The sequence below is a fragment of the Bacillus sp. CGMCC 1.16541 genome (genome assembly GCF_003184905.1).
Taxonomy (GTDB): Bacteria; Bacillota; Bacilli; order Bacillales; family Bacillaceae_H; genus Priestia.
The window spans coordinates 1-19,033 of sequence record NZ_QFRU01000018.1 but is presented as its reverse complement, the minus strand read 5'-3'; the positions used below and the strand labels follow the sequence as shown (position 1 = coordinate 19,033).

Annotated in this window: 19 protein-coding genes and 1 pseudogene; 5 read left to right on the top strand and 15 right to left on the bottom strand. The window is 39.2% G+C overall.

The annotated features are described in order from the left end of the window. Window positions 1–6 precede the first annotated feature (6 nt). The 9 genes from msrA to DIS06_RS14835 all read right to left on the bottom strand — a co-directional run bounded on the left by msrA (window position 7) and on the right by DIS06_RS14835 (window position 10,170). Window positions 7–966 carry a peptide-methionine (S)-S-oxide reductase MsrA gene (msrA, locus tag DIS06_RS14875; protein ID WP_481746870.1) on the bottom strand — a complete coding sequence of 320 codons (960 nt, stop codon included), beginning with the start codon at window positions 964–966 and terminating at the stop codon, window positions 7–9. A 74-nt stretch (window positions 967–1,040) separates the two neighbouring features. Next, window positions 1,041–2,465, bottom strand: a complete 1,425-nt coding sequence (locus tag DIS06_RS14870; RefSeq protein ID WP_110114022.1) for an anion permease — start codon at window positions 2,463–2,465, stop codon at window positions 1,041–1,043. Window positions 2,466–2,540: 75 nt separating this feature from the next. Continuing rightward, the gene (locus tag DIS06_RS14865; protein ID WP_110114021.1) at window positions 2,541–2,855 is read right to left on the bottom strand and encodes a YckD family protein; all 315 of its coding nucleotides are present in this window, start codon (window positions 2,853–2,855) and stop codon (window positions 2,541–2,543) included. Window positions 2,856–2,979: 124 nt separating this feature from the next. Further along, window positions 2,980–3,933 carry a formimidoylglutamase gene (gene hutG, locus DIS06_RS14860; RefSeq protein ID WP_239422077.1) on the bottom strand — a complete coding sequence of 318 codons (954 nt, stop codon included), beginning with the start codon at window positions 3,931–3,933 and terminating at the stop codon, window positions 2,980–2,982. Beyond that, the gene (hutI, locus tag DIS06_RS14855) at window positions 3,911–5,140 is read right to left on the bottom strand and encodes an imidazolonepropionase (protein ID WP_110114060.1); all 1,230 of its coding nucleotides are present in this window, start codon (window positions 5,138–5,140) and stop codon (window positions 3,911–3,913) included. The genes hutG and hutI overlap by 23 nt, the downstream gene beginning before the upstream one ends. Window positions 5,141–5,186: 46 nt before the next feature. Then, window positions 5,187–6,863 (bottom strand): urocanate hydratase, encoded by a 1,677-nt coding sequence (hutU, locus tag DIS06_RS14850; protein ID WP_110114019.1) that lies wholly within the window; start codon window positions 6,861–6,863, stop codon window positions 5,187–5,189. Further along, window positions 6,860–8,398 (bottom strand): histidine ammonia-lyase, encoded by a 1,539-nt coding sequence (hutH, locus tag DIS06_RS14845; protein ID WP_110114018.1) that lies wholly within the window; start codon window positions 8,396–8,398, stop codon window positions 6,860–6,862. Before hutH ends, hutU begins: the two co-directional genes overlap by 4 nt. 103 nt (window positions 8,399–8,501) lie before the next feature. Beyond that, window positions 8,502–8,951: a histidine utilization transcription antiterminator HutP gene (hutP, locus tag DIS06_RS14840; RefSeq protein WP_110114017.1), complete on the bottom strand. Its 450-nt coding sequence runs from the start codon at window positions 8,949–8,951 to the stop codon at window positions 8,502–8,504. Window positions 8,952–9,222: 271 nt separating this feature from the next. Further along, window positions 9,223–10,170, bottom strand: coding sequence for a M20/M25/M40 family metallo-hydrolase (locus DIS06_RS14835; RefSeq protein WP_110114016.1), 948 nt, complete (start codon window positions 10,168–10,170; stop codon window positions 9,223–9,225). A gap of 357 nt (window positions 10,171–10,527) precedes the next feature. Between DIS06_RS14835 and DIS06_RS14830 the strand changes: the two genes are divergently transcribed. Beyond that, window positions 10,528–11,031: a hypothetical protein gene (locus DIS06_RS14830; protein WP_239422075.1), complete on the top strand. Its 504-nt coding sequence runs from the start codon at window positions 10,528–10,530 to the stop codon at window positions 11,029–11,031. A gap of 57 nt (window positions 11,032–11,088) precedes the next feature. Here DIS06_RS14830 and DIS06_RS14825 read toward each other — a convergent pair whose 3' ends face one another. Next, a complete protein-coding gene (locus tag DIS06_RS14825; RefSeq protein ID WP_162595984.1) occupies window positions 11,089–11,562 on the bottom strand; it encodes a BsuPI-related putative proteinase inhibitor in 474 nt (157 codons plus the stop codon). A 164-nt stretch (window positions 11,563–11,726) separates the two neighbouring features. Between DIS06_RS14825 and DIS06_RS14820 the strand changes: the two genes are divergently transcribed. Beyond that, window positions 11,727–11,963 carry a hypothetical protein gene (locus DIS06_RS14820; protein ID WP_110114014.1) on the top strand — a complete coding sequence of 79 codons (237 nt, stop codon included), beginning with the start codon at window positions 11,727–11,729 and terminating at the stop codon, window positions 11,961–11,963. Between the two features lie 390 nt (window positions 11,964–12,353). Here DIS06_RS14820 and DIS06_RS14815 read toward each other — a convergent pair. Together DIS06_RS14815 and DIS06_RS14810 are read right to left on the bottom strand one after the other, a co-directional pair. Continuing rightward, a pseudogene (locus DIS06_RS14815) lies at window positions 12,354–13,157 on the bottom strand (transposase); the annotation flags it as partial. Window positions 13,158–13,610: 453 nt separating this feature from the next. After that, window positions 13,611–14,129 carry a YtxH domain-containing protein gene (locus DIS06_RS14810; protein ID WP_110114013.1) on the bottom strand — a complete coding sequence of 173 codons (519 nt, stop codon included), beginning with the start codon at window positions 14,127–14,129 and terminating at the stop codon, window positions 13,611–13,613. Window positions 14,130–14,322: 193 nt separating this feature from the next. On the opposite strand from DIS06_RS14810, the gene DIS06_RS14805 reads away from it, so the two are divergent. Beyond that, window positions 14,323–14,940: a YczE/YyaS/YitT family protein gene (locus DIS06_RS14805; protein ID WP_110114012.1), complete on the top strand. Its 618-nt coding sequence runs from the start codon at window positions 14,323–14,325 to the stop codon at window positions 14,938–14,940. A 75-nt stretch (window positions 14,941–15,015) separates the two neighbouring features. Here DIS06_RS14805 and DIS06_RS14800 read toward each other — a convergent pair whose 3' ends face one another. Further along, complete coding sequence (locus tag DIS06_RS14800; RefSeq protein WP_239422073.1) at window positions 15,016–15,660, bottom strand: 2OG-Fe(II) oxygenase; 645 nt, start codon at window positions 15,658–15,660, stop codon at window positions 15,016–15,018. A gap of 288 nt (window positions 15,661–15,948) precedes the next feature. Between DIS06_RS14800 and DIS06_RS14795 the strand changes: the two genes are divergently transcribed. Together DIS06_RS14795 and DIS06_RS14790 are read left to right on the top strand one after the other, a co-directional pair. After that, window positions 15,949–17,091 (top strand): MGDG synthase family glycosyltransferase, encoded by a 1,143-nt coding sequence (locus DIS06_RS14795; RefSeq protein ID WP_110114010.1) that lies wholly within the window; start codon window positions 15,949–15,951, stop codon window positions 17,089–17,091. A gap of 221 nt (window positions 17,092–17,312) precedes the next feature. Next, window positions 17,313–17,585, top strand: a complete 273-nt coding sequence (locus DIS06_RS14790) for a hypothetical protein (RefSeq protein WP_110114009.1) — start codon at window positions 17,313–17,315, stop codon at window positions 17,583–17,585. 53 nt (window positions 17,586–17,638) lie between these two features. On the opposite strand, the gene DIS06_RS14785 is transcribed toward DIS06_RS14790, so the two are convergent. After that, window positions 17,639–18,298 (bottom strand): serine/threonine-protein kinase, encoded by a 660-nt coding sequence (locus tag DIS06_RS14785; protein WP_110114008.1) that lies wholly within the window; start codon window positions 18,296–18,298, stop codon window positions 17,639–17,641. A 326-nt stretch (window positions 18,299–18,624) separates the two neighbouring features. After that, window positions 18,625–18,816 carry a DUF378 domain-containing protein gene (locus DIS06_RS14780; protein ID WP_110114007.1) on the bottom strand — a complete coding sequence of 64 codons (192 nt, stop codon included), beginning with the start codon at window positions 18,814–18,816 and terminating at the stop codon, window positions 18,625–18,627. Window positions 18,817–19,033: the final 217 nt, after the last annotated feature.

Genomic DNA, 19,033 nt, shown 5'->3' with positions numbered 1-19,033 from the left:
TGAATATCAGACCCGAAATAATATTCTAAAATCACCGTATCCTTCTTCTTCTAACCGATTTTTGTGAATAAACCGAAGGGAAGCAGAGTTAATACGGTAGTATACACCACTATGTTTCGATTCACATTCGTACACATAACCTAAATGATTATCTCCTTCCCGACTTCGCACCTCTTGTCCCCCTTCTTCATCCACCACATCTGTCAAGTTGACACTCGCCGACATAACAGGCTTTTTAAACGTAGGCCATCCTGTTTTACACTCACACTTATCTTTCGATGTAAATAACGGCTCTCCTGACACAACATCTACATAAATGCCTTCTTCTGTATGATTCCAGTACACATTTTCAAACGGAGGCTCTTTACCATTTTCTTGTGTGACATAGTATTGTATCGGTGTTAATTGTTCTTTTAAATACGTACAATCTTTTTGCCAATGTGCCTGCAAAAATCGCTCCCTTCCCGATCCCCTCACGTAAAGTTTATAGCGAAACGCATTCTTTTGATAAAAATTCTGATGCTCTTCTTCCGCTATGTAAAAAGAACGTACTGGTAAAATCGGTGTGACAATTGGCTTTGAAAACGGACCACTTTGCGCTAACTGTTGCTTAGACGCTTCTGCTTCTTGACGCTGTTGTTCATGATGATAAAAAATGGCTGTACGATACGAATCTCCTCGATCTGAAAATTGTCCTCCTCCATCTGTCGGATCAATTTGCTTCCAATAGATATCTAATAGTTCCTCATAAGAAAGAATGGTAGAATCAAACGTAATTTGTACCGCTTCATAATGCCCGGTCTCACCGGCTACTATTTGTTCATATGTAGGGTTGTCATCACGTCCTCCTGTATAACCAGAGACGACGTTGATCACACCAGGCCGCTCATCAAACGGTGATACCATGCACCAAAAACACCCTCCAGCAAACGTTGCTTTTTCAATGTGATCATTCAACCTCTTCACCTCCTGTTAAAAAATAAAGAACAGACGCACAGCACCTGTTCTTTTTCCTTCTATTGTAATGGTTCAAACAACTTTTACCAATAGCCTAACACCTTCCACCATAATCCACCCACACCTAACCAGATAATAACGTGTACAATCGAGATAATAAACCCAAGCGTCCACCATTTGTTTTGACTAATATAACCAGAGCCAAAAAACACAGGAGCAGGTCCCGCTCCGTAGTGCGTCGTACATCCGAATACATTGCTAAAAAATGCAAGCAGTAGCGCTGCCAATAAACCCGGTGCCCCTGTTGCCACCATCACCGCTAAAAACGCGGCATACATCGCACTAATATGAGCCGTTGCGCTCGCAAAGAAATAATGAGAGTAAAAATAAATAAGCGCTAATAGTAAGAGGGCGACAATCCACGAAAATCCGCTCACCGACTGCTTCACCGTGTCACTGAACCAAGCAACCATTCCTAACTCATTCAAGAAATTTGCCATCATGACAAGCGTCGCAAACCACGTTAACGTATCCCACGCTCCGTACTCCTTTTTAATGTCATCCCACGTCAACACTTGAAAAATTAATAAAAAGGATAAACCAATGAGCGCAGTTGTCGTGGCATCGATCTTAATCTGTTCTCCAAATACCCACAAACCAATCAATAGTAAAAAAACAACAATCATTAATTTCTCTGATTTCTTAACCGCTCCCATTTCATCCAATTTTTCTTGTGCAATACGCGGCGCATCAGGTGTTACCTTTATGTCAGGTGGATATAACTTATAGATAATAAGCGGGATAACAAGTAAGCTCACAACCCCTGGTATAAATGCCGCAACCGCCCACTTTGTCCAACTAATGTCTACATTTGCTACACTACTTGCGAGTGAAACAATAAGCGGATTAGCTGCCATTGCCGTCATAAACATGGCTGACGTAATTAAATTTCCTTGAAATCCCACTTTTAAAAGAAAGGCACCCATCTGACGCGCTGTGCCATCGTCAGGTTTGGAGCCAAACGTTTCTGATAATGAACGAATAATGGGATAGATAATGCCTCCTGCCCGTGCCGTATTACTTGGAATCGCTGGTGCAAGTAATAAATCGCTCACTAATAACGAATACGACAAACCTAATGTTTTTTTTCCAAACTTCTTTACAAACAAATAAGCAATTCGAGCACCTAGTCCAGTTTTAATAAACCCCCGGGAAATAAAAAAAGCCACAACAATGAGCCAAATCGTTGTATTCGAAAACCCTGTTAACGTCTCATCGATTGTTAACGTTCGAGTGATTGCAATGGTTGCTAGCGCTAATACCGCAACAGCTCCCATCGGTAAAGGCTTGATGATAAAGCCGACAATTGTCGCAACAAAGATAGCAAATAAATGCCACGCTTTCGGATCTAAACTAGCAGGTACAGGAATGAACCATAGGATAACCCCAACAACAACCATCGCAATAAACGGAAGTATCTTGACATGATGACTTTTTGGATTAGACATAACTATTCCTTTCACCTCACTGATAGTAAAAAGCTGCCAACAACAAAGTGACAGCTTGTTTCCTTCTCTTTCCCTTTAATGAGAGCGATGATTTTTATAATGCTCCCACTTTGGAATAAATTCATTTTCCTCTAACTTGTCGTATCTTTTCTCTAAATGAGACATCATTTTGTCTCCTTTTTCTTTCGGCATGACACCGTACTCCACATATTTTCCAATCACTTCTTTTCTTTTTTCAAGTAACTCTTTATGTAAAATAGAAAGCTCTTGCTTTTGTTCCTCCGTTAGCTGTACAACTTTTTCTTCCGCTGGTTTTTCAGCATATGCAGATGTGAAACTACTGACTAAAACAACCGCTGATAACCCGATCGAACTCACAAGTTTACGCATATTCGTACCCCTTTCCAATTATTTCTTTTATTATGAATCGAGTGGATTTATTTTATACAAAAGTTGGTTTCGTAAAAAAAAAGCACCTGACATTACGAATTCTACCGCAATGTCAGGTGCTTCTTCACAACAATTCCACTGTTCGCTTTCCTTTTAAAAGAGCTAGAATCACGTGTGCCGCGACACGACTTGTCATATCTCTAAAGTCAAGCGTTGGGTCAATTTCTACAATGTCCATTCCTTGCACCATTTCTTCTTTTCCTAACAATGTAATCGCCTCTAACAATGAAGCACTATCCATACCTCCAGGACCTATAGCCGGACAACCTGGTGCGAATGCTTGATCAAGTACATCCATATCGACCGATACGTAAATCATATCTACTTTTTGTTTTAAATAGTTGATGCTTTCTTTGATGATTGAAGCAATGGTCATAGACGCTACATCTTTCATCGTATATACCGCCACACCGTGGTCTTTTGCAAAATCTGAGTATGGCTTACTGTTTGAAAAATCACGAATACCGATTTGTACAAGGTGTTCACCTTTTAACTCACCACCTTCAATTAAACTTCGAAAAGGTGTGCCGTTTGTTGGCCCGCCATCTTCTAAGTTTCGCAAGTCATGGTGCGCATCAAATTGAATGACACCGACAGTCCCTTTCTTGGTAGAAAAACCTTTAATCGATGGATAACTAACCGAGTGGTCGCCTCCAAGTAACAAAAAGAGGGCATTCGGATAAGCTGTTGTGACAGAGGATACTGTCTCATAAATGCGTGTTTGCGACCCAACAATATCTGTTGGATGCATCGAAATGTCGCCTACATCGGCGATTGTCATATCACCGAGATCAACATCTGCTTCAATAGAATACGTACTGTATGAATGAAGCATGTTTCGAATGGTGGTTGGTGCTAGCAATGCCCCCGAATGACTAATGCTGGATTTTGATAATGGAGCCCCCACTAAAACAACCTTTGCCTTCTCACACGTTTGTAAAAGCTCACCTGCTTTTTTCACATACCGATCAACAAATTGTGCCTTGCCACTTGCTTTAAGATACGGGAACTCTTTCAAAAAAGCCCCCCCTTTCATACACATTCACACCACTTTTCCAAACAGAATGAACGTGATTCACCCCATAATGATAAAGAACATATTCGTAGTTTGGTGCATCCCATAACACAAGGTCTGCTTGCTGTCCCACCTTAAGTTGGCCAGCACGCCCTCCGCGATTAATGGCATAAGCTGCATTTACCGTCACTGCGTTCCAAATCTCTTCTGGCTTCATTTTTAATTTTAACGCGGCAAGATTCATAATTAATTGAATGTTTTCCGTTGGTGAGCTTCCTGGGTTAAAGTCCGTCGATAAGGCAACGGCACAACCGTTATCAATCATTGTACGTGCTCTTGCAAACTTTTCTTTTGCTAAATAAAACGACGTTCCTGGTAACAGCACGGCGACGGTTTCACTATTTGCCAACATCGAAATCCCTTGATCAGATGCGCCAACTAAATGATCGCCACTCACCGCTTCTAGCTCAGCTGCAAGCTCAGTTCCCCCTAAAGGGTCAATTTCATCGGCATGAATTTTCACATCAAATCCTTTTTCTTTCGCTTCCCTTAAAAAAATACGTGATTGCTCGACTGTAAATACACCTGTCTCACAAAAAATATCGACAAACTCCGCCAACTCTTCTTCTTTAATGAGGTCTAACATTGAAATCATATCTTTTAAAAATGTATCTGAATTCTCTTGATACTGAGGGGGAATCGCATGTGCACCTAAAAAAGTCGACACCACTTCAACAGGATGTTGCTCATTTAACTTTTTCACAACACGTAATTGCTTTAACTCGGTTTCTTCGTCTAGCCCATATCCGCTTTTTGCTTCCACCGTTGTAATTCCAAATGACAGTAATCGATTTAAATGAAATGAACTTTTTTCAAACAGTTCTTCTTCACTTGCTTTTTTTGTTGCCGCAACCGTAGATAAAATCCCGCCACCTTGTTTTAAAATATCTAAGTATGGAACACCTTGTTGTTTTAGCACCATCTCATGCTCACGCGACCCACCAAATACAAGGTGTGTATGAGGATCTACAAGACCTGGTGTCACAAGCTTCCCTTTCGCATCGATGACTTGTTTAGCCCCATATCGCTCACTCTCTTCACGAGATCCAATAAAAACTACCTTTCCATCTTTTACACCGACTGCTGCATCTGTTAAAAGAGGAAGATTAGACATGTCTGTTCCTTTTAAAAGTCCTTTGCCATGATCCATCGTGAGTAATTGCCCTATGTTTGTAAGTAAAAGATCCAGTTTCACGTTATGACTCCTTTCCGTACTTTTTCATTGGAATGGTCATGTCCATCTCATCTGCTACTTCAATGGCTTTCTCATAACCTGCATCAACGTGCCGTACAACACCCATTCCAGGATCTGTCGTTAATACGCGCTCTAGACGCTCTTGTGCTAAATCTGTTCCATCGGCTACGACAACCATGCCTGCGTGAAGCGAATAGCCCATTCCAACGCCCCCACCGTGATGGAATGAGATCCACGAGCCACCTGCTGCAGTATTAATAAGCGCATTTAACACAGCCCAATCACCTACAGCGTCACTGCCATCTTTCATCGCTTCTGTTTCACGATTTGGTGACGTCACAGACCCACAATCGAGGTGGTCACGCCCAATGACAATCGGTGCTTTTAGCTCTCCTTTACGTACTAATTCATTAATCGCTAGCCCCATTTTGACACGCTCACCATACCCCAACCAACAAATACGTGATGGAAGTCCTTGAAAACTCACTTTCTCTTTTGCCATCTCAATCCAGCGTAAAAGTGGTTCATTGTGTGGGAACAACTCTTTTACAAGCTCATCGGTGCGGTAAATGTCTGCTGGATCTCCTGATAACGCGGCCCAACGAAACGGTCCTTTTCCTTCGCAGAACAACGGACGAATGTACGCAGGAACGAACCCAGGGAAGTTAAAAGCTTGCTCAACCCCTTCATCTAGCGCAACTTGACGAATGTTGTTTCCGTAATCAAACACAATCGCACCGCGCTCTTGAAACGTAAGCATAGCTTTTACATGGTTTGCCATACTTGCTTTTGATTTTTGCACATACTCTTTCACGTTTGCTTTTCGAAGAGTATCGGCTTCTTCTACTGTCATTCCTTCTGGTACATAACCGTTTAATGGATCGTGAGCAGATGTTTGATCCGTTACAATATCAATCTTAATCCCTTTTTCTAGTAATCTGTGATGTACTTCTGCGGCATTTCCAACGAGGCCGATTGAAAGAGCTTCTCCGTTTTTCTTCGCTTCAAGCGCCCACATTAACGCTTCATCTAACGAATTTGTCATGCGGTCACAATAGTTTGTATCAAGTCGTTTTTGAATACGGTCTGAATCAACATCTACTGCAATGACAACTCCCTCATTCATCGTGACAGCAAGCGGCTGAGCCCCACCCATTCCTCCTAAACCAGCTGTTAATGTAAGTGTGCCTTTTAATGAACCACCAAAATGCTTTTTCGCAAGTGCTGCGAAGGTTTCGTATGTTCCTTGTAAAATCCCTTGTGTCCCAATATAAATCCAGCTTCCTGCTGTCATTTGGCCGTACATCATCAGTCCTTTTTGATCAAGCTCATGGAAGTGCTCCCAGTTAGCCCACTTTGGTACAAGAACAGAATTCGATAGTAAAACGCGCGGTGCATGTTTATGCGTTTTAAATACAGCGACTGGTTTTCCTGACTGAACAAGCATGGTTTCATCACTTTCTAATTCACGAAGTGTCGCCACAATCGCATCAAACGACTCCCAATTACGCGCGGCTTTTCCAATTCCTCCATATACGACTAATTCTTCCGGCTTTTCGGCTACTTCTGGATCCAAGTTGTTATATAGCATGCGTAATACCGCTTCTTGTTCCCAACCTTTACATTCAATTTCTACTCCTTTTTTCGCTCTTACGTTTCTAGACGTTTTCTGTGTCATTGTACTTCCCCCTTTATTTCATTCATTGGTAAATGTTTTTTTATCATGGATTGCCAGTTCACATCTTTTAACCAACTTGCTGCTTTCTCAATATCTTTTGAGAATACACGGTCTTGTGTAATGCTCGGAATGACGTTGCGAACTTCGTCATACACCGCTCTTGTGAATGACGCCATCTGATCAATTCCCCGATATTCGACTGCTTGAAGAGCACAAATTAATTCAATTGCAACAACGCGACGGACATTTTGAATAATTTGATGCGCATGACGCGAACCAATCGTTCCCATACTAACGTGATCTTCTTGATTAGCAGACGATGGGATTGAATCTACACTAGCGGGATGAGCAAGTGTTTTATTTTCAGATACGAGAGATGCTGCGCAATATTGCATAATCATTGCACCTGATTGTAAGCCAGGTACGGGACTTAAAAACGGTGGTAAATCATTTAGCTGTGGATTCACAAGACGCTCAATGCGTCGTTCCGAAATGTTCGCAAGTTCAGCCACGGCGATTTTCATAAAATCCATCGCAAACGCAATTGGCTGACCATGGAAATTCCCTCCTGAAATCACAGTCTCTCCTTCATCAAAGATAAGCGGATTATCCGTTGCAGCATTCATTTCAATTTCAAGTTTTTCTTTCACATAATCAAGAGCTTGCCATGAAGCGCCGTGAACTTGAGGGATACATCGTAATGAATAAGCATCTTGAACGCGTAATTCACCTTGCTTTGTTGTTAACTTGCTTCCTGCAATCATTTGACATATTCTCGCCGCTACATCACATTGCTGACGGTACCCTCGTACTTCATGAACCCGAGGGTCAAACGCATCTTCAATTCCTTGCAATCCTTCAAGTGTCAGTGCAGCGACTGCATCGACTTGATACGCCAATTGTTCGGCTTCAATGTAATTCACAATCCCCATCGCAGTCATCGCTTGCGTCCCATTAATTAATGCGAGCCCTTCTTTCGCTTTCAAGGTGAGCGGCTCAATCTGTTCTTTTGTTAGCGCATCAAGTGCATGTCGTTTCTCACCTTTATAAAACACTTCACCTTCTCCCATCAAAACGAGCGCTAAATGTGACAGTGGCGCTAAATCTCCACTTGCACCTAGCGAACCTTGTTGAGGAATAACCGGGTGAATGTGAGCATTTACTAATTCTAAAAGCCGATCAATGACCACTGGTCGAACACCTGAAAATCCTTTTAATAAAGCATTTGCCCGCAATAGGACCATTGCTCTTGATACCACTTCTGGAAACGGCTCTCCCACTCCGCATGCATGCGAATGAATAAGATTCCATTGCAAAGCTTCAACATCTTGAGAATCAATGAGTACATCGCTAAACTTTCCGAAACCAGTCGTAATGCCGTATACAACTTTCTTCTGATCGACGATTCGTTCCACAGCTTCTCGACTTTTCTCTACTCTCTTTAAGCTATCTACTGATGCACTTACAAATGCATCGTCATATAACACTTGTTTCACTTGTGATACGGTTAATGTTTCACCTGTCAATACAACCATTGTATGCACCTCTTCTCTAAAAAATAAAAGAGGAGGCTATATTGACAGACGTATCCCGTCTGCAATATAGCCCCCTCTTTAACTAATAAACTCTAGGCTTTTATTAAATATGATTGATTCCTAATCCGATTGCTTCGTGTTCAAATCCTCGAACAGGCGCTCCGATTGTTCCATAAAGCGCAACCGCAATCCATTCACCTTCTGCTTGCTTTTCATAGGGTCTACCGCGGACAATTGAAAAGCGCAAACCAGCTGTGCGCAACAATCCACCTAACTCGACCTGTCCTCTTGTAATGCCGTGAACCGCTTCTAAAATGGCATGATACAACGCATGCATTTCTCGATAAACGTCTGCATTCACAATACCTTGTCTTTTGGCAGATGTTTCAATGGCCGCCACAATTTTTTGCAACTCCATCGCACCGACTTTACCTTGACAGTAGGACCAATTTAATTTTGTTAATTCCTCTTTTAGAAGAAGCTCTCCCTCTTCATTCGTAAACGCTAGTAAAATGGCGTTTTTCCCTATACGTCTGCTTACATCTTCTAGCATGAGATAACCTCTTTTGAATTTTCTAAATAAACTAATAACTATACTCATTGTATGCGATTGCACGAAACAGGTCAATTACATTTTTCCACATTTTAGAAAGTTATCAAACTACCCAATTAAAGCGCTACTATACTAGATAGTTCCCTACGCTCCATTCCACTATTTTTTACCCTTGTTTTCCAACCCAACAAAAAAATCCGAACGATTAAAAAACTCATGATCGTTCGAATCTATCATTAGCTAAAAGACTTATGTCCCATCGTACTGCTTATTATTTTTCTTTTTTCACGCTTACTAACAGCTCCGTTAATACTGTCGTAAATGTATGGAGCCTTTCTTCGATACGACCAGGAAATTCTTTTTCTAAAAAGGAAATGTTATCTTTTTCCGTATGCCAAATCGCTCCGTGTTTAACTGTTTGTGTATATCCGTCTTGATCACCGATTTCCCAATTTGTTGCTTCAAAATAAGCAATTGGAATACCGGCTTTTTCAAATGGAGCATGATCACTCCAGTCACCTGTGGTTCCTTTTGGATATTCTGGATTTACTCCTGGGTTTGTGGTTAAGTCTAGTTTTTTCTTATCAGCAATCTTTAATGCGTGATCTCGAACCCAACCTTTTTCTTCTTTACTTCCATATACATACATATAATCGCCAGCTACTAAACTATCTAAATTAATCATCGCAACCGTATTGTTTTTCTCTTTTTCAGACATTTGCGATACATAATAGTTCGATCCGTTTAAGCCACCTTCTTCAGCACCAAATAAAACGAATTTAATCGTGTATGGTGTCTTTTTCTTTTGCAATGCTTTTGCTGTTTCTAAAATGACTCCAACACTTGACGCATTATCATCTGCACCCTTCGCAGTTGCAACAGAGTCGTAATGAGCCCCAACAATTAGTTCTTTTTTAGACTTTCCTTTTTTCGTCGCTATTACATTTTCCGATGAAATGCTCGTCCCTTTTCTCGTAAATGTAAACGGCTGCACTTCTGTATCATAGCCTAATTTACGTAATTTACGTTGGATATACTCACTCGTTTCTTTTTCTTTCTCCGTTCCCATTACACGTGTTCCAATTGTTTCAGATATGTAAGCCATATGCTTATAAGCGACTTGTCCACTTTGCTTTCCTTTTATAGGTCCGTGCGCAGAAGCAACAGACGCACATAACATTGTAAAAATAACGGCAACTAGTATACTAGCTTTCTTCATTTCTTGTCATACTCCTTTCAATACCCCACCATAATTTCGATTACTTATACATAATATTTTATATTTATAGATTTATCAATAGTATTTTTTCACTATAATATAGATAAAATCTTTTTTGAAAATTAAGTAGAATACGTGATGAAAGATTCTAAAAGATACTTATAGACAAGGGGTATCGCTACTATTTCTCGTAGCAACCAACTCTCATTCACTATGTCTTTATTTTCTTTTCATGTGTCTTTTTCTTCATTACTTAATGTATGTTCGATTGATACAACTGTATGTTTATGAATCTCCAATGGACATCGTACTACTGGACTTGCGGGCCTTCATACACTGAAAAATGGAGGTGGTTTGTTGAAAAAGAAATGGCTTATTCCATTTTTCATGACCGCGTTACTACTAACTGGCTGTTTGAGTGATCCTGTACAAGATGATTTGATTACGTATATAAACGACGACATTCCAGCTGTATTTGAGTTAGAAGCAAAAGCAATCGGTTCCTACGATCGTGTAACCGGTGTTAATTACACAGATGACTTTGTTTTATATGACGCTCTTAACAATGAAATCATTCCAACTTACAATGAGTTTATTAAAGAGTTAGAAGCGATTGAGATGGAAACTGATGAATTACGAAACATTCATGAAGGGTACATTAAAGGAGCAAACATTCAATACAATGCTTTTGTCAAAATGGTGACTGCTCTTGAAGAACAAGATCGTCAATTAATTGAAGAAGCAAACAGTATGCTAGATCAAGCACGAAAGCATATGAGAGACTATCAAGCTGATATTAAAAAGTTAGCGAAAGAACACGATGTCGAGTTAACAGAGAAGTTAGATGGTGAAACGTTATAAATGAAACCAAAGCTGACCGTCTACGACTAACGTGTGCAGTCAGCTTTTTGCGTATGCTTAAATCGTAAAGCTCTTGGTCACCTTCCCCTTCTTTCCCGCTACATTTAAAAAGAGGGTAACGGAATAAGTGCCACTTTTTAGGTGACGAATCACAAATTCATGGGTAAGCTCTTCTTCCGGATGCAATGTGAGGTGTTCGACTGCCATTGTGGTAAAAACATCTTCTGAATATTTCGCTTTTTTATTCCCTGCTTCATCATACAAAATATAATCTGCTTTCAACCCATTTGGAAATGTTAATTCCACGTCTTCTTCAGATTGATTTTTAACCGTGTACACTATTTTCACGCTGCCATTTTTCTCATTTGAAATAATCGCATCCCCTAGTAGTTGCTCCGTCATTTGTTCCCCTCCGTTCATTTCGTCTATCGGTGATTCACTAGTCAAAGTTCGTCCACATCCGGTGATGACTAAAATACTCATACCTATCCACAAGCTTATCATACTCCTTACGATCAATCGTTTATTCAAGTAGCCGTCCTCCTTCATCTTATACTTTTCTCTATATAATGACGGATTTCAAGTGAATACGTTACATAAGACAACAGTTATTTTTCATATACTAACAATACTCCCACTGGCTAAAAGCTTGTTATCTAGGAGAAGATAATGATCACAATAAAGGAGGAAAATGCATGGTTCGTTTTTCTAAAAAGCAGATGACTGATGAAACAAATTCCGTATTAGATGAACTGTTTGAGTTAGCGAATTCTTCTTTCTTCCTACACCTAGAATTTGCGATCGTAGCATTCTTCACCAGTTTTTTACATTTGATTTGGTTAACGAAACCTATTCTTTTACCAATCGGATTTATGATTAACTTTTGCTTATTATGGATTTTACACTTTTGTACATTACGACTCATCAAATAGCTAGGATAAAATGAGAGTGGGACATAACGAAATGATGCCTTCTCAAAAACGAACAATAACGTTTCTGTCATCGTTATGTTACAACAACAAGTTCGTTCCATTTCGCTTCAGCCACCCGCTTTCCGCGGGGAGGAACCTGAGCCTCCTCGTTCCTGCGGGGTCTCAGCCTTTCCTCTATTTCCTGCAGGAGTCGAGTGTCCTACGCTCCATTCCACTATTCTTTTAAACTGGTTTTTTAATCAAAAAATGAGGGTTTTTTAATCAAAAAATGAGGCTGACTCAAAAGGTTGAATAAATTCGATCTGAGAGTCGCCTCTTTTACTTTTCATCCAGTTTCTGGGTTTTGGTTTGATGGGTTTATAAGGGAAAGAGGGATATTCCTTCCCTTCATTACACTAATTTTTGTTCGCTTTCTTTGTTGGCTGCCCACTTCAGTAAATTGTGTGCAGCGCAAATAAGACCCCAATCCGTGGTATTTTTGGATAGGCCTCTTAACCCAAATCTCTTAAACGCTCGATTGTGCTTAATCTGTCCAAACACAGGCTCTACATCTATTTTTCGCTGCCTGTATCTTTTGCTTCCTTCTTCCGTGGCCAAGCGTTCACGAACTTCTTTTCGTTGTTGGTGGTTTCTCACTGAGACCTGTACGATTTTTGTATCTTTGTCTTTGGCACAGGTTGTTTGGAACGGACAGTTCATACAATCGGTACAGCGGTATGTGCGCTTCACGGAATCGTAACCGTTATCGGACTTTCTTTGACTCTCATACTGGAAAGTCAGGCGTTTTCCGTTTACACAAATCCATTCATCGAGCTCTTCGTCATACTCCATATTTTCAACACGACCAATTTGTGCTTTCCATGCCTTTGTCTGTTCTTTATCAAAAGTATTGTATTTAATGTACGCTTCTATTTCTCGTTCTTCACAATATGCATAGTTTTCTTCACTTCCATAACCAGAGTCGGCAATAACGGCCTTTGGCTTCGGGCGGTTATATTGTTCCAAGAGATCCAAATGGGGAATCAAACAGCCAAGGTCCCCCGCCCGTTGATGCAGGCTGAAGTTGGTGATGAACTGATTTTCCGTGCCAATTTGAACATTGTATCCGGGCTTCAACTTGCCATTCATCATGTGGTCCTCTTTCATTCGCATGAAGGTGGCATCGGTATCCGTTTTGGAAAAGCTGTTTCTCTCCCCAATAGAGAATGACTTTTAACATCATTTGAGGATGGTAAGGCGGGCGGCCTCCACCAGGATACAGAGATAAAAAAAGATTGGGGTTCATCTGGTCAACTGTATAATCGATTAATCGGAACAGGTGTTGTTGAGGAATCAAAACTTGAATGTCCATTGGAAGAGTTAACTGGTTTGTGTTATAATTTTTGTACAAGAAAATATCGTAAGCTGAGTTGATTGGAGCGGAAGGCGCGAAGACTCCTGCGGGCGCAGCTGGTCAGGTGAGACCCCGCAAGAGCGAAGCGATGAGGAGGCTCAGCGCCAGCCCCGCGGAAAGCGAAGCGCCTGGAACGGAAATCAACGGACTAATTTTAGAAGCTAACCTAAAAAGAGGGTGCCCAAAAGTTTATACCTTTTGGGACACCCTCTTCTTATCGACTGAAACACTTATGTCCCAGCCTTATTTTACGTTTACGAGTAACTATGCTCTTTCACTGCTAAGTTCTTTACATGTGGCGGTGCACCTTGATTTAATGATGAGTTCTGCTTCTTTTCACCTTCATCATCGGAAAGAGGTTCTGTTAATTCGGCTCCTGCTTCTTTTACTTTTGAACCAATTTCACTCAGTTCTTCTGTTGCTTGCTTCGCAGTTGATAAAGTCTCATTCGTTATTTCTACAACGTCGTTTACTTTTCCGAACACATCATTGTTAATACGTTGGTACAGTTTTTGTGCATCATTAATCGCATTTTTTAATGTTTCTGATGCACTTGTAAACTGAGTAATCATCTGGTTTTTCACTTCGCCTGGATTTTCTCTTACTTCATCAAAGATTTCTTTTGATGACTCTTTTAAATCTACTGCAGTATTTTTCACTTGGTTTCTCGTTGTCGTGTCTAACAATGAAATGACTCCTCCAACAATACCACCGATCACGATTCCTTTTACAAGTTTACTACTTTTCTCTTCACGCACTTTTACTTGTGTCATATTAATCTCCTCCTGTGAATGATTGTAAGTTGTTGCTTGTTTAATTCCCGAAAAAATAACCTTTAAACAAAACTTTTTCACTAACAGTTATTTCATCTTGCTTTTATGCTCAGCATTCAGTATGATTTCATATGTAAGCGGTTTAAAGAGGTCTGACGACCGACCACTATAAATAGAGATAAGGAGATCGTGAATGAAAGAACGAGTATTATTTTTCTCAATTGGTTTATTGCTTTTAACGCTTGGTGTAGCGCTTATTATAAAATCAAATTTAGGCGCATCATCTTGGGATGCATTAGCAGTTGGTGAATCACAAATGTTTGGTTTATCTGTTGGAACATTTGTTTTTATAAATGGAATTGTTTTAATTTTTATTAACTCATTTTTATTAAAAAAACGACCAGAGTTTCTAGCTGCAGGAAGTATTTTGCTCATTGGTGCGTTAATTGATTTTTGGTTAGCTATTGTTCAATCTTCAAACGTATTAGCTTTACAAATTGTCTCCCTTGTCACTGGTATTTTAACAATGGGTGTTGGGATTGCCATATACTTACAAGCGAAGTTTCCCGCAAGTCCGATGGATACATTAATGGTAGCGATTCATAAGCGATTTGGATTAAATTTACGTACGTCTCGAATTATGAGTGAAGGGTTCGCTTTAACGCTAGCATTTTTGTTTCAAGGAGCAATTGGAATTGGAACGATTATTGTTACATTAACACTTGGGCTCGTCGTACAATACTCTTTCCCGTTCTTTGAGCAATTATTAAAGAAATTGCAACATCGTGTTCCCAAAAAAGCAATCTCTTAGTATATAGCTGTACATGTAAAAAGAAAGGCACAAAGCATGCCCTGATGCTTTGTGCCTTTCTTTTTTTAATTTATTTTACAAGCGATATGGCTTTCGTCTCATCCATTGCGTCGCCACCCACTTTTCACCTTGACTAACAGGTGTGCCTGCATGAAGTGTTTGTTCGTTTAACAAAGGATTATTGTAAAAGTATTCGAAGTACACTGCCATGCCTTTTCGAGGTGAAATGGAGAGATTCAAGTTTGGAAAGAGTGTTTCGCCCCCTTCTTCCACATCATTTAAGTACATGATGAGTGTACTAATTCGATTATTCGCTGCAGCTCTACTTCCTTGTACAAAGTAGTCATGATGCGCTTTAAATTGTTGCGCTGGCTCGTAATGAAGGATTTGAATTCCCTCTCCATGTTCGATCGGCACACACATAAGCGCTGCAATGCGTTGTTCGATATCTCGTATGAATTCGTTTTCATCTTCATCAAAAAACATACTACTACTTGTGCGAATGTCATTTATATCCCTTGTTGCCCCTATTCTTGATCTCTTTAATCGATCTTTTGATAACGTCACTAATGTATCACACTCTTCATGTGTCAGCACCTCATCAAGGACAACAATTAACGGTTGCTCATATCGAGCGACGACTTTTATCTCCTGGTCACCAATGACAATTTTAGACCCTTTATGTTCAAATAAATTTTGCTCTATTACGGATGTAAACACAAACACCCTTCCTTTCAATTAACTAACAATTCGAAAAATAAAGAATTCACAAATCGAACTATTTTCAATGAAGATTCTTTATCACCTTACATCAATCATTTTACTACATTCTATTATTCTTTTTCTATCACTCTCTCAGCCTATTTTTATCAAATCTGTGACACAATGACTTTTTGGCACCTATCATCATTCTTACAAATTCTTTAGAAAAGCTTTACATTATACAAAGAACCCTCATAGTAAAATGAAACAAGTAGGAATTCCAAATACACAATGAGGTGATGAGCGTTGAGGAAACATCCAAAGTTTTTATTACTAACAGCAGAGTATGGAAATGGACATGTGCAAGTCGCAAAAGCTTTAGTGCAGGAGCTTCTAAATCATAAATACGCGGATGTTGTTGTCTCTAGTATTTATTCAGAATCTTACCCTACCCTGACATCAATTTCAGAATCAATGTACTTAAAAAGTTACACACCTTTAGGCAAACCCTTTTATTCCTTTTGCTATCATGGCTTTGATAAAGTATGTAATAAAAAGGTCGCTAATTGGGTGACAAAAATCGGTCAAAAGCGTCTGAGTTATCTAATTGATACGGAACAACCCGATGTCATTATTAATACATTTCCAGTTTTAGCGGTATCCGCTCTTCGTCGTAAAACCGGCATTTCAATTCCAATCGTTAACATTATTACAGATTATTGTGTTCATAACACGTGGGTACAACACGAAATTGATAAATATTATGTGGCGTCTCCTCATGTAAAAGAAAGGCTACACGCTTTGAATATTCCTCACCATTCAGTAGTTGTATCTGGTATCCCCATTCGCGCATCGTTTGAACAACCTGCCTCAAACGATTTGAGAAAAAAATATAACATCGATACTGAAAAGAAAGTGGTTCTCATTATGGCCGGTGCATTGGGTGTGCTAAAAAACATAAAAAAGCTATGTAGCATGCTTTTACATAACGAGGACTGTCAGCTTATTGTCGTATGTGGTAAAAATCGAGAATTAAAAGCAGAGCTCGACGTTCTTCAACAATCATTTCCAACTCACTTACACGTTTTCGGCTATGTTGAACAAGTGGATGAGCTGTATCGACTTGCCTCACTCATGATTACAAAGCCAGGAGGAATTACCTTAACAGAAGCTTCAGCCATTGGGGTTCCACTTATTCTTTACAAACCGACACCAGGACAAGAAAAGGCAAACGCTCTCTTCTTTAAACAACAAGGAGCAGCTATTATTACTCATCGAACAGAAGAAGTATATCAAGCCATATCATTTTTATTTCAAAGTGAACACATGCTTCAAACAATGAAACAAGCTATTCAACGTATCCATCAACAACATGCGTCGACTACGATTATTCAAGATATTATGGAAACCGTGCATAACCGTCACTTTTTATCAGCACAGTCTAGATAAACTAAATGTAGATTGGACACACATCCTCATCATCCAAACGAGGATGAATATGCAAAAAATGCGAAAGGTGATGTAAAGCGAGACACTTTGAGCTTGACATCACCTATTTATTTTGTCTTTTTTTGTCATGTCTATTGCTTTTTTTGAATCTTATATTAAAATATTGTAAAGATAATGTAAAATATCACTTAAACATCTTGACAAATAAAGGAGGTACAACTATGACCGTAGAAGAATATTGTGGTACGTTTGATCACTCAATCTTACAATTTACGTTCTCTCTCGTCGAAGAGGTTAAAACTAACATTCAAGAGAAGAAACTGTTTTATCATGGACAAATACACCGTTACATTCAAAAACAAATTGATCTCTTCTTTATCTCTTCTCAATTAAACCGCGCACTAACATCTGTCTATAAACATGAAATGTACACAACCGTTATGTTTCGATTAAAACCTATCTTAAAGGAGATGCAGTTATTTAGATGTGTATAATGCTGTTCAACCAAACATAAACCGGTTCCTCATGATGAAATGAGCGAACCGGTTTATTTGTGTACATTCTTTTTCCGTTTGATAGTGCGATATAAACGATACCCCCGTCTAACACCGTTTAATAAAAAGTAAGGAATTCGAATATTATATTTATAAAAAAATGGTACATAAACTTTATAGTAAGCTTTTACTAAGTCGCGCCATTTTCGATCAATTCCCGACTTATAAAAGTCAGATACATCAACAACGTATCCTCTGTTTTCTTTCATCATCACATTTTTCCCATGAATATCAAACGGATTCAATCCACGTTTTCTCGCATAATCTAACGCTTCACTTACATCTTTAATCACCTGCTCAGGAATTGGAATGCCTTGATGCACGGCTTCATACAACGTTACACCTTTTAACTTTTTCAAAATCAAATAATTTTCACCATATCCAATTAATTCGGAATAAGCAGGATGAATACCAAGCTGCTTATACACCTTTACTTCTTGCTTAATTTGCTGAGGCTCTCTACTATATACTTTCACAACCCAATTTTCATAGTCTTGATGTTCAAATACAGCAGCATAATTCCCTACACCAATGCATTTCCAGTACTGAGGTGTATTTGTCACAACGACTGGCTCATGTAAACGATCACTTGAAATTTGCAAATACGGTAATAAAGTTTCTTTTACTAATTCATGAAATAACTCTTTTTCCATAAACTTCACTTCATCTCTTAAAAACTATTATGTATACTTTAACGTATATTGATAGTAAATGAAAAGAATATTTGTTGATCATAGGCTGTTTTTATAAACTTTTTTGCTAGTTAACAAGCACAAGTAGTAGAAAGTGATTGATTTACTCAAGTCTATAGGATATGCAGTGCGCTGCTTGAGCAGGAGTCGAGTGTCCTACGCTCCATTTCACTATTCTTTTAAACTTTTTTAATCAAAAAAAAGATCCGAACTAGCAAGAAGATTTAACTTACAATAGTTCGGATCTATTACCAACTGAAAGACTTATGTCCCAGCTTTCTTATTCTTTATCTCCCTTTTAAAAATTGAGTGTATAGTTGATAAATAGCAGATAATCCAACTAACCAGTAAACGAATGTCACAACTTGTGGCATGGATCCGAATAACTCTTGAACAAGATTAAAATCAAGTGCAACAAACAACCAATTTAAACCACCAATAATTAATAAGACCATTGTAAATACAGGTAGAAATCTCATTGTTATACCCCTTTTACTCCAACTTAAGAAAGCGCTTTCTTTCTATTAATGTATGTTTGGCTTATTAATTGGTACCACCTATTTAAAAAATCAATCAATCGTCCTACTCCTTTGTTGTATTCATTTAGCAAAATCCACAAAAAATAAACCCCTATGATTCTGATATGCTCCCCTATAAGTAGACAGATTAAAAAATAAAAATCTGGGTGCTTATGGG